Annotated in this window: 5 protein-coding genes; all 5 read right to left on the minus strand. The window is 48.6% G+C overall.

Annotated features, from left to right (window positions below; genetic code table 11):
• Positions 1 to 176: 176 nt before the first annotated feature.
• The 5 genes from M0L20_RS22190 to M0L20_RS22210 all read right to left on the minus strand — a co-directional run bounded on the left by M0L20_RS22190 (position 177) and on the right by M0L20_RS22210 (position 17,494).
• Complete coding sequence (locus M0L20_RS22190) at positions 177 to 5,039, minus strand: PA14 domain-containing protein (RefSeq protein ID WP_248479099.1); 4,863 nt, start codon at positions 5,037 to 5,039, stop codon at positions 177 to 179.
• A 400-nt stretch (positions 5,040 to 5,439) separates the two neighbouring features.
• Positions 5,440 to 8,586, minus strand: coding sequence for a hypothetical protein (locus tag M0L20_RS22195; protein WP_248479100.1), 3,147 nt, complete (start codon positions 8,584 to 8,586; stop codon positions 5,440 to 5,442).
• A gap of 103 nt (positions 8,587 to 8,689) precedes the next feature.
• Positions 8,690 to 10,528, minus strand: a complete 1,839-nt coding sequence (locus M0L20_RS22200; RefSeq protein WP_248479101.1) for a hypothetical protein — start codon at positions 10,526 to 10,528, stop codon at positions 8,690 to 8,692.
• A gap of 46 nt (positions 10,529 to 10,574) precedes the next feature.
• Complete coding sequence (locus tag M0L20_RS22205; protein WP_248479102.1) at positions 10,575 to 11,267, minus strand: hypothetical protein; 693 nt, start codon at positions 11,265 to 11,267, stop codon at positions 10,575 to 10,577.
• Positions 11,264 to 17,494 (minus strand): hypothetical protein, encoded by a 6,231-nt coding sequence (locus M0L20_RS22210; RefSeq protein ID WP_248479103.1) that lies wholly within the window; start codon positions 17,492 to 17,494, stop codon positions 11,264 to 11,266. The genes M0L20_RS22205 and M0L20_RS22210 overlap by 4 nt, the downstream gene beginning before the upstream one ends.
• Positions 17,495 to 17,501 lie beyond the last annotated feature (7 nt).

The raw sequence follows: 17,501 nt of genomic DNA on the forward strand, positions 1-17,501 counted from the left end.
ATTTTTAATTCTTATTGACCCCTGAAGGTGTCCAAATTCTGCACTGTTTGAAGACAGAGTCCCCAACCAGCCCAATCTTCAACCGACGCAGAACCAACATCTCAAATTTAATACCCGGCTGGCTGGATGCTAAATTTGAGATGTTGGTTCTGCGTCACTGATTGTAGCGAGACTTATTAACGGAAGAGTTTGTTATCGGGGATGGGCTGCTTGGCAAAGTCTGGCCCCTGCCAGCTCACGTTCAGTACCGCCCCCTCGTAAGCTTGGGTGAACCGCACCCGGATGGCGTGATACCCCACACCCAAACACAGCTGACCACTCACCGTCCGGCTCGCATGCACGTAGTTGTTGTCAACCAACAACTGCGAACCGATCCATAGCTTGCTGCCATCATCGCTGTCGGTGTAGAAGGTGTACTCACCCGGCGTGGTCACCTGCACATAGCCCACAAACTCGTAGCCATAGTTATCAGCCGGGTGGTTAGCCTGGGCGTTGAGGTTGAAGTTGGCTACCGTGCCCTGAGCCGTAGGGGTCTGCCCCGTCATGGCATCGACATCGGCGTTGGAGAAAGCCTGCTGATAGTAGCGGAAGGACAGGCCTGCCACCGGCGAGGACAGCTCGTCGGCGACTCGACCAGCCGAGATGACCGTGACCGAGGCCAGGGCGGGGCAGCTGCTGCCGGTGCTGACGCTGACGGTGTAGGTACCGGCAGCCGTGACACTGATGGCTTGGCTGGTGGCCCCGTTGCTCCACTGGTATCCGCTGCCATTGCTGGCCGTCAGGGTGAGGGTTTGGCCCGCACACAGGCTCAGGCTGGGGCTGGCCGTGATGGATGCCGTGCCGGGCTGGCTACCGCTGATGACAGTGGCGGTGGTGGTTGCCCAGCAGCCATTGGCGTTGGTAGCCGTCAGGCTGTAGGTCCCCGTCAGGCTGGTGCTGATGGAAGCGGTGGTGGCACCGGTACTCCAGCGATAGCTGCTGGCACTACTGGCCGTCAGCGTCGTTGACTGACCGGTGCAGACTACCAGATTACCCGTAATACTAGGACTAGGACAGTTATTACGGAAGAGTTTGTTATCGGGGATGGGCTGCTTGGCAAAGTCTGGCCCCTGCCAGCTCACGTTCAGTACCGCCCCCTCGTAAGCTTGGGTGAACCGCACCCGGATGGCGTGATACCCCACACCCAAACACAGCTGACCACTCACCGTCCGGCTCGCATGCACGTAGTTGTTGTCAACCAACAACTGCGAACCGATCCATAGCTTGCTGCCATCATCGCTGTCGGTGTAGAAGGTGTACTCACCCGGCGTGGTCACCTGCACATAGCCCACAAACTCGTAGCCATAGTTATCAGCCGGGTGGTTAGCCTGGGCGTTGAGGTTGAAGTTGGCTACCGTGCCCTGAGCCGTAGGGGTCTGCCCCGTCATGGCATCGACATCGGCGTTGGAGAAAGCCTGCTGATAGTAGCGGAAGGACAGGCCTGCCACCGGCGAGGACAGCTCGTCGGCGACTCGACCAGCCGAGATGACCGTGACCGAGGCCAGGGCGGGGCAGCTGCTGCCGGTGCTGACGCTGACGGTGTAGGTACCGGCAGCCGTGACACTGATGGCTTGGCTGGTGGCCCCGTTGCTCCACTGGTATCCGCTGCCATTGCTGGCCGTCAGGGTGAGGGTTTGGCCCGCACACAGGCTCAGGCTGGGGCTGGCCGTGATGGATGCCGTGCCGGGCTGGCTACCGCTGATGACAGTGGCGGTGGTGGTTGCCCAGCAGCCATTGGCGTTGGTAGCCGTCAGGCTGTAGGTCCCCGTCAGGCTGGTGCTGATGGAAGCGGTGGTGGCACCGGTACTCCAGCGATAGCTGCTGGCACTGCTGGCCGTCAGCGTCGTTGACTGACCGGTGCAGACTACCAGATTACCCGTAATGCTAGCCGAGAAGGGGGGATCGACGGTGACTATTACCGTATTGGCGGCTATTGTATTGCTGACAGAACAAGTTGCACTGTAGGTTGTGGTAACCGTAGGACTTACCTGTACGGTGTTTCCTGTTGCCCCGTTGCTCCATGCAATAGTGCCATTACATCCTGTTGCCAGCAAGCCAGTAGTCATTCCGCTACAGATCGTTGTTGAACCAGCTAACATAATCGAAACAGGCGGTGCCGTTAAACCATTAATTCCCAGTATAATCTGACTACTTATTGAACTCCCCCGATCATCAGTGGCTGTAGCGGTTAAGGTATAAGTACCTTTTTGTGTAGGTATACCTCTTAGAGTGAGGCCAGAACGAGTTACACCCGCTGGCAAGGTTCCGGTCAGCGTTATCGTACTTATACGTCCATCAGGATCAAAAAATAGTCCTTCAGGAAGCGTATACACCAGACTATCTCCTACTAATCCCTCAACTTGAGGTGGAGTCATTGTTACTTGAGGTGGCTGATTAGCAGCTTGTGTAACCTGTAGTTGTACTGTTGTTTCAGTAGATGCTGCGCCGTTATCAGTAGCAATCAAGGTCAGCGTATAAACACCTGTGGTCGTTGGTACGCCAATCAATTGATTCTGACGGGCGGATAAACCTTGAGGTAAACCCATTGCACGAATTCGAACGTCAACGAGTTGGCCGTCTACATCTCGGAACGTGTTTGATGGTATTGTCCAGGATAAAACTTGGCCGGTCAAAACGCTTATCGGATTAACCGTAGTTTGTATTTGTGGAGGCTGGTTACCGATTAATAGCCAGCTGACAGAGGCTGTTCCACCCTGAGCGTTCTGGGCTTGAGCGGTAATCGTATGAGGACCTGGGCTGTTTAACGTGCCTTGCAGGGTCGTACCGTTGGCGATTACACCACTAGGTAAACTCGTAGACAGAATAGATACTTGGGGAGCTTGTCCAGCTACGCTACTAAATACCCAATTGGGTACGGTATAACTAAACGATTGACCTACTGTTACGGTAAGATTAGGTACACTTGCAATAGAAGTGGGTAATTCGTTGACCGTTAAGGGGAAAGTTGTTGCAACTAGATAGCCATTAGGTTGACGACCTTGAACAGTCACAGTATAAGTTCCAGCTTGGTTGGGTGATCCTGAAAGTGTCTTTCCAGCAACTGTTAGACCTTCTGGTAGGCCTTGAGGTAGAATAGTTACAGTAAGTCCGGTGTTAGCTGGATCAGCAAAGACTAAGTCAGGCACCGTATACGTAAAAGGTTTTCCAACGGAAGCTTGTTGAGCATCCAATGTACGTTGTGCATACGCTGATGCAGTAGGCGTCTGACTACTGGAACTACTTAATGTTGCAGAAGTTGATTGCCAATTTGAAACACTGCCATCTTTGAATACAGCCTGAATTTTGTAGCGATACGTGCCGCTTTTTAGGGCTTCATCATCGTCGACCGATGACTCAAGTCCAGAAACCATTTTCCATAATCCATATGACTGGGAACCAGTTGAACGATAAAGTTGGTATTCGCTCACATCAGTTCCATTATAACTCCAGCTTAAGCGTATACCAGGCACATTGGCGTCAGGCTGAGCATTGAAAGCCGTTAGCACAGGACGGCTTGCCCCTTGGGATGCCGGTACTTCAATTCGACGAATAGCAGTCGAATCTGAATACATGCCAGCCGCATCTTGAGCTAGCAGCAGATAGCGGTAACTCTTTGCGGGTTGAACACCAGCATCAGCGTACGTCGATTGGGTAGTAGCGAGCGTTGCTATTAGTTGCCAGGGAGTCACATCTGTTTCACGCCGAAGCAACAACTGGCGCACTACGTCCGAAGATGAACTACGCGCCCAATTCAATACTAACTGCCCACCCTGTAATGTATCTTTTATAAATAGAGGGGAAGCCGGTTGAACAATATCGGGTTTAAGTAAGACTAGAGGTAATGAAAAATCTGACGTGTTATAACGAGTATCCAATGCCTTCACTTGATAAATAAGGCTAGGATTAAGACTATTTAGCACAATATGATCGGCAAACTCAGAACGGGCTAAGAGTGTGGTATCCGAGATGGCCGATACTTCCTCTCCTTGCCGCTGACTTCTGAATACTTTATAACCTAGCAAGTCAGATTCCTCGTTAGGTTGCCAGCTTAAATAGACTTGCCCATTCATATCGATACGACCTTTTAGGCCAGTAGGTTTAGCTGGAGCAATGGTATCCAAGGGTTCAACGAACAGCGAGGCTGACAACAGTGTGTCCCCATCCTGCCGTACGGCTCCGACGGTAAAGTATAGCGTTGAGCCTCCTGGTACTTTACCTGTATAATTATCAATGTAGGCCAGTGTATCTTTTGCACTGATATTGTATTTAACTGTAACAGGTTTCGCTGAAGGGGTAGCAGCTACACTGATAAAGAAACTCTTTAATAGCGAATCAGCACCACCCTGGCTCGATCGACTCAGTGTCGTATCACCAGGAAACTGCCAACTCATATAAACCTTGTTGTCGGGTTGTAATCGTAGGTTCTTAATGCGCGGAGCAAACACCATTGTGTCCTTTGATTGTCCAATAGCAACAGGTGAACCATTAAGTTCGTCAAAGGGCGTTTTTCCAATAATTCGGTAGTAATAGGTTTTCCGGCCTTTAGGGACAGGATCTCTATAAGTGTACAAGTTTGTGGATCCATTGAGAGAGATAAAGGGGCGGTTGTTGACACGGGTGAAACGGTTACCATCCAATGACCGTTCGATCCAATAGCTAACGTAAGGTGGTGACTGAAGAGTATCATGCAGCCACTTCAGGTCTGCATAGTACCGCTCAAACGTTAGTTTAGGTTTCATAGGCGGTGGCAAAGGAGTATAATCAGCCAGCCCGATAGGTGCTGTCGGTGGATAGCTTACAGACTGGCCTGCCGGAGGAGCTGCCAGAACCACCCGATATTCGTAACGTTCGTTCGTTTGTACGGATGCATCGACATACCCTAGTGCAGCCAAACGGGCCGCTGAGTAACTTTGGCTGGCGGCTAACAAGCCAAAGACAAATCGACGGTAAGAATCTGGTTCTTCGCTTGGTCGAATCAGATTAGCGCTGTCGGCTCCCACTGCAGCTGTATCTTTCCCAGTTACTAATCTGTACAATACTTGGTGTTGTGCACTATCTGGTTTCAAATAAGGTGTCCAAGTTGATATATTAGCAGGAAGAACAGGTTGAGTAGTTAGTCGTGTAAATTGGCTGCCCGTTACTGGAGCATTGTCACGAAACACCACTCTGCGTTCTACGTGATAGCCATTTCGAATACCAGCAGTCCAAAGGGGTTCTGTAGAGGGTTCCCACCGAAGCAGAATCTGGTTGGCCTTTACTCGAGCAAATGTTGGCACAGTATGCTCCTCTGATTGGGCCTGTAATTTAAAAAAAGGCCAAATTAATAAAAGTGAGTAATATATATACCTAAGCATGATAGTGATTATGACCTACAAAGTCCCAACAAACAAGTTAGATTAATTATAGTCTACAGATGTTGCCCGCTTTGATATTAAATGATACTTTTTTTGGTATTCCAAAAACTCGGACTCGGGCACCTAATCTGCCTTGAAACCAACTTGGATTTGGTAATCCACCTTCAAGAAGTACAGCTACGTCTGCACTAACTAGAGGAACTCCAAACAGACTGAGTTCAGCGTTTGCTAACGCGTAAATCTGACCATTGCTATACCAGCCATTGACACCATCGCAGTTTGAATTTTGATTATGTTTTAGCATAATATCAAACCCTGCCAAGGCTTGCGCTTCAATGCATCCAACAAATGCGCAACCGCCTATCTTAACATTCATACTGGCTCCAAATGCGAGCCCTTTACCATCAAACAAAGATTGTTTTTCCGTAGGAGTGCGTTTTTGCCTTAGTTCGTCACCAACAACGTTGCGGACTTCAACTGGCGGCAGAGGCATCTCAGGAATGCCATGACCCACCATCATATATGCACGAGCGCTAGCCTTAACGCCAAAGTCGATAGTAAGATCAAAGGGTTGAGCAATGGTGCCTAGATAGATGTGCCATTGAGTGGGATCAAAATAGAGATCAATCAGACCAAGACGCTTATTGGGCCCACCACCATAAACGATGTTGGCTATGTTGACATAAGCGTCGGAGGTGCCCTTGAAAATGCTATTCTGATTATCGTAAAGAAGCACCAGGCGGGCGTACAAAGGTGCTTTACTTGGACTACTGGCAGCCCGGTATTCTTCTTTGGCTTTCCGATCTAACTCGGCATTATCGAAGGTTTCAACTGCCTTATAAGGTTTGCTGTATAGGTAACTTTGTTTGGTAGCAAAGAAGAGATTATCGTTCGACTTATCAGTACGTCCCCCCGTAAAGGCACAGTCGCCATAAAGGCCAACACTGTTTAAACCTCCATTTCGATTGAAGAGTATTTCAAAGCCAGCCGCTCCCTGAAATAATTCGTTACTAACCGCTACCAAACCGATTCCCCCTTTAAAGCCTAAGCCCATCGTATTATCAGGCTCATAGGCAATAGTTCCTGAAGAAGATGGCCGCATTCGGTTATATGCCCCCGCATACACGTAATTAATCTGTAATGGTCCAACTAGTGGAATATTAGGAACGGTAGAGCCCCCTGTTACATACCAATAACGAAACTCTTCGGGACTTGATTTTCTTCCAAATGTTGCTACCGCAGTAATCTGAACTTTAGCAGGTTTGGCCATACCGAAACTTAAACTTCCGCGGAACCCTGTGCCATTAGCCTCATCTTCAAAGATACCTACACAGCCCTTTAGCTTGAAAAGACTGCTGGTTCCAGACACGCAAACATCCGAAAGTTCAACTCGCTTAAATGACCAGCGGTGAACCGTGCCTGTTTGTATTTCCCCTAGTACAGTGAATGCCGTTTGAGCCCCAAATGAGCCTTCCATCAGGTTGACTTCCATATTGAGTCCTAACCCTACGGTTGAGTTACCTTCAAAAACAGCGTTAATTCCATGTATGGTAACAGGAAATCCGGCTAGTTTAACATCCCCCTCATAACCGAATGAAGCGGCTTGAACATAGGGGGGCTCTGTTTGAAGTACTAATCCCGAAAAGTTGATTCCTTCGAACTTAAATAAGGCATCGCTTTTCGTTTTCTGAGCACCACTCACGTTGGTGTAAATGCCTAGTTTACCGTATAGAATGGCCTTCGGTTTAAACTGCCCAGCAATGACGTTTAATTCAACCGTAGAATTAGGTAGTAGATCAGCCTCAGCCCGCCACATGGAGATGGCTAATGTACTAACATTGGCTAGGCGTAAACGATAATTATCCGTATCGTCAATGTATCCATCGTAACGAATAGGGGTGTCCGGTGCAATGGGTAGTTTTAGAAAGCCACCAAATGCACCTCCAATCAGACGACTCTTCTCGAAGTTAAGCTCAAAATCATTAAGCGACATAGCCCAGCCAGAGGCTGTCATGGCATAAGCACTATCAGAAGGAATATGCATGCCTACTCGACCACTGACGCCTTGCCGGTCAATCAATAAGTCGAATGCTTTAATAGTAAGTCGATTGGCGTTATCCGCTGGTTTGAATTCTTTTGGAAGTATCAGTCCAAACTCCTTTATGTAAACTCCTCGCCAAGTAAGATGGTCCGGTGAATCATCGGGTAATTGATTTTGAGGATTATCAAAATAACCTGCCGGAAACTTTACATTATCGGAGTTATGCTTGTCACTCAAATCTAGCGAAGCACCGACTAGTTTGAAACCAAATTTGGGATATTTAGTGATCGCAAAAGCTTGTTGAAATTCAAGATCAGCAAGCAGGTCATTGAAATCAGGTGCGTGGATACGAAACGTTGCACTAACCTGTCCTGGTAGTTCGGTACCCGTATTGGCATCGATTGGCGTCAGCATGGATTTTGCAAACAATACATCACCAACTACGCGTAATCCAGCCAACTGCTGGCAACTAACATTGGCGTAAGTGATATCTTCTGTTGCTCCCGTAAAGCGATTCAATCCACCCTTAAAGCGTAGGGTCATGTTGCCCAAAGGCTGAACAAAGTCGCCTAGCAATGTTAATTTAAAGTCACCGGCTAAACCACCATCCCGGCTAAAGGGTACATTATCAGCACCGAAAAGAAGTTCACGTTTTTTTTCGTTTGAATAAGGGTCAGGAGACGGAATTTTTAACCGAACATAAACAGTCAATAAAGCCCGATCAGCCAGGAAACGTACTTTCAGGATTCCAATATCCAGCGTACCGTTACCACTTCCCAGTGTTTTACGAATGCCGACCGGCAATACCATTAGATCGCTACCGCGAAGGCTATCGACGAAACCGCCCCGGCTGTCCAGAAAGCTGAACAGACCCGCTGCCGTATCACGTTCGGCTTGTGCTGCCTGACTAACAACGGCTCCGTACTGTTGGGCTTCGGTTTGCAAATAGGCGGTACGGGCTGCTAGACGGATTTTTGTTTCGGCAATGGCTAAAGCCAGCGCCGGAGCCACTTCACTCTGTCCGCTCCCCCAGTTGGGCTTGGCAGGCACGGGCGGATGATCGTCGGTTGGATCGGGGGAGGCCCAAAGGACGGGCAAAAAGGTGGCCCAGAGGCAAAGGACTCCGAGCAGGCGTCTGGTAAAAATAGCCATAGCGTTCATTTAGTAAGCACAGTACGGGCTTTGTCGGCCAAACTGGCCGATGATGTGGATACCGAAAAAAGATATTATTTACGGATTGGGTTAGCGAGTCAAATCAATCAAGCGAGTAAGTCAATAGTTGCCCTACACCATACTTTTTAGGCACACCATAGAGCACATAAATTTTACCAGCGGCTTCATCGAGCAGAAAATTGTGGTGGTCGGGTGTGGTTAGGGAAATACTTTCGATGGGCGTTAGTTGTTGTAAAGACAGCTCGTTCTGACGAATTTTTAGTCGGGTATTGACTTGATTATTAAGCACGTAGTCAGAGCCCGTTGGGCGAATGGAACGCTGGAAGCGCACCGGTTCAGGAGTTGGGTCTAACGCGACAACGGTTTGCTCTTTTAGTTTCAGGTCGGCATCGAAGTGGAGCACAAACAAATCCGTATAACTTTTGCCCGACTCGCTCGAAACGACAGCGGGAGCCAACGCTCGGGTTGGCTGACCGGCCAGTTGGTTGAGCTTGTTAGCGAAACCCAGTACGCGGGAGGTTGGTGACGATTCGGAAGGTGCCGAAACGACCGCTCTGCCCCCCGGAGCATCAGTTTGCCGTTGCAATAAAAGCCACACATCGCCATTGGCGTCGGTGAAGGAGTCGATGTAGTGCGCACCAGCGTAGTTAGCCCAGCCGACCAGTTGTCCACCATTAACTCGTCCCGCTTCTTTGGATCGAGTCACGATCTCTCCGTAGGGTATACTCCCGACTAAGGTTGCTTTGCCTGACTTGTCGATCAACCAGCTTTCTTCCGTAGGCTTCAGTAGTTTTTGCCCGTTCGTGCTATAGACCAGCAGCTTATCATTCCGGCGTAGTACATAGGTAGGTAGGATAGCCCGGCTACTTCCTTCGCCGTTGTTCCACTCAAATTGACTCCAAATCGTACCGGGTTCGGAACTACCTTTCTCCTCGGTAACGACAACCGAGAAGCGATTTTCCTGAGGATCACGAACGTCTTTTTTACCTCCGCCATCGGCAAATACGTTGAATGTGCCGACCACTTTACCCGCTGGGTCATAAACGGGCAAACGCATGGAAAGCTTTCGGGTGTAAGGAAACTCAATGACCCGATCACTTACCAGATTGCCCGCATCGTCGAAGGTGAGCAGACTCACCCGTTTGGCCGATGCCTTTTTGTCGCCTTCGACAAAATGAGTAGCTACGCCTTCGTAGCAGGTTGGCGACAGGGCGATAACCTGCCCCCGGTCTTCGGGTGTACCGCCATCAACGGGGATGTAGTACCGTAGCTTTTCCTGATTGGCCTTCTGTTGCAGGGCTACATCCTCCAGCCGACTCATCAGGCGCGCGTTGGTAGGATCGACAAACCGGTTGATAAACCGATAGTTTGGGTAAAGGTTGTAGCTGGACCCGCTGGTAGACAATGATAGTTGCTTGAGCTGCCGACCCGATGATATTGTTTGGGGAAGCCGGTCATAGTCTCCTCCGTAGGGCAGCCGTAGAGGGCCATCTTTGGCATTAGTGCCCCAAACCGCCCAATCTACAGGAGTATCCGATGCCTGCTTGACGCGGGTATTCATGGGACTAAAAACAATTCCCTCAATGGGCTTAGCCTGTCCTGACGCATCGACCGCCCCGGTGTATGCATAAAGTCCAGTGGGAGGAACGGTTACAGACCCCTTCAGTTTAGCCTCATCGGTAGTAAGCGCTACACGCCCGTCAATAGGCATTAACGTCTGGTAGCGTAGACTTCCCTCTTGACTGAGGCTAAGGTGAATAAGCTCAACTGCATGAGGAGGAAGAGAAAAATCCGACAGCTTAATCGAAACGCTGCTAGTAGGCCGGACGACTTCCACCTGTTTTTGGGCAAAAGCAGGTATGACAAAGCTACTAGTTAATATCAGTGTACAAGTTAAATGTTTGGGGTAGTACTTACTCATTTGCTACTTTCTAAAAGTTATTGATTTTGTTTAACCGACGATAGACTTAAAATACATCAAAATAGAATCTTCTACCTGAATCCTCATAGCGCATACTTACCTCGTGTTTATTATTTTCCTTTCTAAATAGTCTATATTCAACTTTTCTAAATTGCTTTTGATAAGCCGAGTCGTGTTTGATTACTTGTTGAAAAGTATTCAATACTTGGCGATTGAGTGATTCATACGATAACTTATAGTCGACAATTACGCCTATTGTATTGTAGATTATTTTTCTATTATCAGCGCCGATATTAAATTCTTTGAATGTCGGCGCTGACTTATGAAAAAAGTTTTCAGTTGAGAACCTTTTTAAAGCGCCATCATAAATTTCTTTTGACAGGTCTTGTTCTAAAAGTAAATAAACATTCTCGTCATCGAATACATCAATGCTCAACGCATCATCAAAACAGGAGATTGTTTTAGTACCTATTATATTTTCAGGATACTTTTTATTCTCTCTATCTCTGTAGTAGTCCAAATGCTTGATGACTTGACTTAGTTTTTGCCAATCATCATGGGTATCACAAAAACAGTTTATTTTTCTGTAAATAGTGGTATAGCTACCTCTGACTGGCGGACATGATCTAACTACTCTCATTACCTCTTGCTGGCAAGACAGACAGTCTTGCTTACTTGCTCTATATAGCAGATAAATTGCAAGAATAGTTATGATAATAAACCATTGCTTATTTTTCATTGAATTGTAAAATTGTTAATGAGCTTGGCTGAAATTCTTGTTTGAAAGGGATGACCAACTCCCCAGTAATGTTGTAGCATAAAAAAAGCTTTCAAACTTTCACTCAATGATTTCAACACCGATGATCCACTTATGTCATCCATGTCAGATCCAAACCAATCTATTATATGAAAAGTAGCATCCAGCTTTCTTGTTGAAATCTCATAAGGTTGGGAGTTATATAGATTTACACCTTTTGCCCTAATTGTCTTTAGCTCCATTTCAACTCTGATTTTTTGAGTACCACCCATCATTGCATAAAAGTCATAACTCGGAATTTCATTCTCGTTGGAAAAATCAGGAAGGCCGATGCCACCGCCACCGCTTCCAAAAACAAAATTCGAGTCTAGACTACTAAATTGACCATTCTTTATCTTTGGCGTAATTCGTTTAATGAATTCGGAAACATATGGATGAAATAGATTGCTTTTATAATATTCGATTAGTCTATTGGAGACTGGTGTTCCCTCTTCAAAAGCTACTTCTGCTTGCCGACCACTGTAAAAATTGCTAAGTATTCTTTCTTCTGTGTCAGAGGAAAGTACATCTCGTAATCCTAGGTACAAAAGTCTATCAATTATTTTACCATTCTCGTAGATGTCTTTTGTCTTTGCTAAATCGTAATTTAAGTATTTATTCCAGTCATTAAGTGTTCCTGTTTTTAGAATTTTTGACTCGACGAAACTTCTTTGTGAGGGACTATTTATTTGATCGGAAATATCATTGTCTTGTGTAAACCACTGAAATTGCCCGTATTCAAGCACTTTGCGTTCTTTGATAGGTAATGGATCAGGTAAACCAGTGTTTATCATTTCAAGGATTTCTTGTGCGTTAGGACAGGAAGTGGAGGCCATTCTTGCACCTGGAGCACCTGTTGAATCACAATTCATCAAGTCGTTTAACTTCTGTTGAACAAGAGAAGTATTACTAATTATAATAGTTTTTGTGTCAGAAGGAATATCATCATCATTCGAATATGCCTGCTTCACGGTCTCCATACTGTTTACGTACTCTTGCAACTTAGCTTTGTCTTTGTTAGTGTAAATAGCTAAGAAATCTTTGAGATTAATTAAAGTGTGAAGTACAGTGTCTAGGCTAGTCACACTTTTCCAATTCGGATCGTATGCTGACTGCACCGTACCAGCTCCCGTGAACTCATAGCAATCATTGACAACAGCATTCGTAAAGTTAACCGCAATCTTAGTGTCGCCTAAGTATGGTATCTGCGTATAGCCTTTACCTGTCCAGCCGCTGGAGCCGCCCCCCAGTATTTCGGTTACAATCACGTCGAAGTCGCCGGTGCGGATGGTATCGCCCGGTGCCAGATTGCTGATACCCGTGTCATCGAGATTACCGACAGGGCTAGCCGGGCGTCCACATTGGTAGGTGTGTGCTACCTGCTTACAAGGTTTAGCACGCAACGTTGTGTAGGCTATCAAGGTGTCAGCTCCTTTTACCAACGTCACCTTATATTCGCCGATCCGTCCGGCGGTCAGTGTCGTTGTGGTGGCGGCTGGCGTACCGGCAGGTCCGGTCCACAGATAGCTATAACCGCTTAGGTCTACCCCATCCAGTTCCTCTACCGATAGGGTAAGGGTGCCCAATCCACCATTCACACGCGGTATCAAATCCGTTTCCTTAGGCGTCGCATCAACGGACTTAATGCGGATGTTGAGTGACGTTTTGTTACAGTATACCGTCGCGGTACGGCTTCCCGCCCGGCAAGTGTCCGTCCCAATCAGCGCATAAGCGTCTATACGGTACGTGCCATCGGTCAGGCCCGTAAAGAGGGCGGGGCTTGTGGTCAACGTAGCAACGACGGTTGTTTGCTGGTAGAGCGTAACCCGAAGCGCACTGCCCGCCGGTACGTTCTGCAACTGAACCACAATCTTGCCTTGTCGCGTCGTGTCGGCAGCCGCCGAGTCACAACTTATAACAGGCTCACTCGCGAAACTCAGCATGCAGGCGGCCATCGTGAGCGAAACACTCGTCTGTGCCGTAGCTGTACAACCACTCGGTGTCGTAGCTGTTACGGTATAAGTCCCGTTGTGAGCCGTGGTGCTATGCGGAATGGTTGGGTTAGCAACCGTGCTGGTAAAGCCATTGGGGCCAGTCCATCGATACGTTGCTCCGGTCAGATTTTGTCCGCTGGTTGTTAGACGTAACGTGCTGTCGATACGGACCTGTCCGCCTGGGCTGTTGCTGCTTGCCGACAACGAAGGAGGAGCTGTTACGGTCAGAATCGTCGGGCTTACGGTACCTTCGGATAGCGGATCGCTACTCATTACGCGCATTCGGTAGGCCGTTCCCGGCAGCGTATTCGCCGGAATCGTCACCGTAATCGGGCTAGCGCTGCCGTTGCCAATCGTCACCGGATTATTGAAGTTGCCTCCCATATCCGACAACTGAATGGTGAATATATTGCCGCTGGCAAAGTCGCTCGAAGCACTCGTAGTAGAGAAAGGTACGCTCAGCACAGAACCAGCACAAGCCGATGTCTGGCTAATCTCACCCGTCTGAAGAGCGGGCCCATTGACACTCACGACTACTACTGTAGAGGGCGAGCAGCCGCCACCCGTATAATTAGCTGTAACGGTATAGGACCCAGCTGTACTCAGCGGACTGACGCCCTGAATTTCCAGTTTCGCTCCTGTATAGGTAAATCCACGTGGCCCTTTCCAGCTATAGCTTGAAGCACCGTCAGCGAAGGCCGTCAAACTCAACGTTTGTCCACTTGAATAGCTCCGGGTTCCGGTCACGGTAGGCATCGCTCTAACGTTAATCCGTATTTCCTGGGAACGACCGCCCTGCGCTTCGTCAATTTTACAGACGGCATAGTAGTTAGCCGTAGCCGTTGGAGCAAATACAATCGACGAACCGGTCATGCCATTTGACCACAGCACAGTAGCGTCATTATTGCAACCCGTTGCGCGAAGCGTCACGGTATCCCCACCGCAAACCGACAGCTTGGATGCACTAATGATCGGAGCTGGCATGTTGAGCTGTCTTACCGTTATGGCAATCGTATCGCTCTGACACCCTGTACCATTGACACAGCGTACGCCAAACGTAGTTGTCTGGTTGACCGTTGTCACCAGTGTGGAGCCGGTTGCCGTTCCAGAAGGCCATTCCCATTTCGTCGTGTTCGCGCAGCCACTGGCACTCAGCGTTACACTACGGGCGGAGGAAATAGATCCGGGCGATGCCGAAACAGAGGTCGGTTTGGTCAGTGGAACAATCTTGTAGAGAAGCGTGATTTTATCACCCAAACATTCACCTGAGTCGTACTGACCATTTCCGTTTTGGTCTATATAGGGGGTATACCATTGTTCGATGGTACCCATACTACCATTGGTGACAGCATACGGTCCGTAGCTCTGGTTGAACCCCGAAGCTACCTGACCAGAGCTGATATTATTTTGAGCCCGCTCGGTAGGTTGAATGTCTCCGCCAAGCGTGACATTGCCACTGCTAAACGATTTTTCGAGAAGCCCAATGTTGGGTTGCGATTGAGTAAAGCCACTAAAGGTGAGCATTCCTCCCGAACAAATCGTTACATTGTTAGTAACAGGACCCGTCGTATTAGCAGAGTATGATACTGGACTGCTTCCCGAAGCTGCAAAACCAAAAACTGGTTTGGCATTAACTTCGATGTTAACCTGGGTAGAGTTGGAACAGCCGTTGGGGTCGGTAACGGTATAGGTGTAGATGCCCTCCTGAGCCGCCTGGATAGCCTGGATCTCCCAGTCCTGATTAGCCTCTCCGCGGCTATTGTTAGGACCAGTCCACTGCATGATGTAGTCGGGAAAATTAGCCGGCCACCGATCCCGTCCAAAGGCGACATAGGTACCCTCGCAGATTGAGTAACTGCTGTTGGTGGTGAACGCATTAGGCGCCACTCGTACCGGAGGAGAAACTACCGGCTTGCCATGAACCGTGAATGTAAACGTCTTTGACGGACCAAAACGACCATTGTCGGCGCACTCTACACTGTAGTAGTATTGTCCAGCTGGCATGTTGGCAGCAAACCCAAGGGGGTTCATGTAGGCTTCTCCGATCTGGCTACCCCCTGAGCTGTTGTAGCGGGTCCAGTGGACAGTTCCTGAGCTACATCCACTGGTAAATACCACAGGTGCCCCCTCACAGGTGGAAGGGTTGTTACCTCCATTGAAGGTAGGTTCTAGCGGGGCAAATAGGTTTGTCGGCAGTACCGTGAAGGTGAAATCAGTGGGCGCTGCCGGACAGGGTGTGTTGATACACTCTACTGTGTAGTGCGAACTACCGACCGGTTCGCTACTATCAAACGTGACTTCATTTTGAATGGCATAGCTCACTATACTTCCCTGTGCGTTGTAGCGCACCCACTTCACTTGACCACCTGATGGACATGAGCTGCTAAAAAGAACAGAAGTCCCTTGAGTAGTCGATGGTGTGCTGCCACCATTAAAGGTGGGTGCCGTCGGCTTGACAGGTGGCGTAAAGACATACGTCAAAATAATCGGATCACCAGCACAATCTACGCCTGCATCGTAATGCCCGTTATTGTTGCTATCAACATAAGGCATATAGGATTGGGTAAATGTTCCTACAACCGCAGGATTGATCAGCTTGAACGGACCGTAACTTTTACTGAAAATTAGCGAAGCAAAATAAGCATCGACGTCATTGGGAGCCCGGTCAGCTGTGTACCCTTCTACATTGCCATTGGTTTGTAAGTGCTCAACGAGCCGGTAAGCGGGCGAAGGCCAGTTTAAATTACTCATGGCCATATTACCCCCATCACAGATCGTAACGGTCAAACTGGCGGGGCCGTTGCTCGTATTTACCGCTTTAAAGACCTGATCAGAACCAGCTGCCGAGAATCCAAAGACAGGTTTGGTACTTAGTTGAATGTTGACTTGAGCTGAGCTGGAGCAGCCGTCGGGATTGGTTACTGTATATGTATAGAGTCCCTGTTGTAAGGATCCGATGGCATTAATAGTCCACTTGTCATTGACAGGCCCTTGTGAACCATTAGGCCCGCTCCAACGTATGCTGTAGTTTGCTGGATTGCGATCTAGATCGAGGGTAAGCTGACTACCTTCGCAAACAAAGTATTGAGCACCATTGGCAACGTTTTGTCCATTAATACGCATTGTATGCATTGCCAGTCCGTACTCAGTAGGACCAAACAGGGTTGTACCCATGTTGTCGGTAATACGTAGCGTATGAACTCCCTGCCGAAAATTAGCCGGGATCGGCCATTCGAAGCCATAATTAATGAAGTTATTCTTATTGCCGAAGACGTGCATCTTGGCGTCGTCCCGGGGTACATTTGTGTAAGAAGAATCTACGAGTTGGCCATCAAAGTAATAAAATAATTGGACGGGTGATTCACCACAGTTTCTATTAATGATCCATCCCTTTGCCCGATTACAATTGGCCTCTTCTAAATTTCCCAGATAGTCAGGTGGAGTAACGTTGATTGTTACTTGAGCAGAGTTGGTACAGCCGTTGATATCGGTAACCGTAAACGTATACGGACTGGCCTGGCTGGGACTAATGTGATAAAGATACCAGTCCTGGTTATCCGGCCCCAACTTACCGTCGGGCCCACTCCAACGTACTTTATTATCGGGTGGGAATCGATCCCGTCCCAGTGCCACAAAGCTACCAGCGCAGACAGTTACCGGGCCAGAAAGAATAGAAAAAGGAATGTTATTGGCAGCCACAAACGTCTTTGGGGGAGCGATACCGAAGGTCCTGTTCTCCCAGTTATTGAGCTTATTGCCGTTCATGTCCGTGATTACCACCGTATGAACTCCTTGCCGGAAACGCTCTGGCACCGTCCAGCGGTAGCCATACTGCTCGTAGCCACTACTCCGGCCCAGGATGTGCAGTCGAACATCTTTCCGTGGGACATTAGCTTCAACAGTCTCAACTAATTCTCCGTCAATCAGGATGCGAACCTTATTGGAACGGTCCTGACAGTTGAAGTCGACCAGCCAGCCGGTAATCAGATTGCATTTAGTATCGTCAATGGTGCCTAAATAGTTGGCGGGATTGACCTGGATGTTAACCTGGGTAGAGCTAGCGCAGCCCGTGCTCAGGTCAGTGACGGTGTACGTGTAGGTACCGCCCTGGGTGATATTGTTGATGAACCAGTTGTCGTTGAGAGGCCCCTGCCCGGCAGGTCCGCTCCACTGCACGTTGTAG

Source organism: Spirosoma liriopis, assembly GCF_023196085.1.
GTDB classification, from domain to species: Bacteria; Bacteroidota; Bacteroidia; order Cytophagales; family Spirosomataceae; genus Spirosoma; species Spirosoma oryzicola.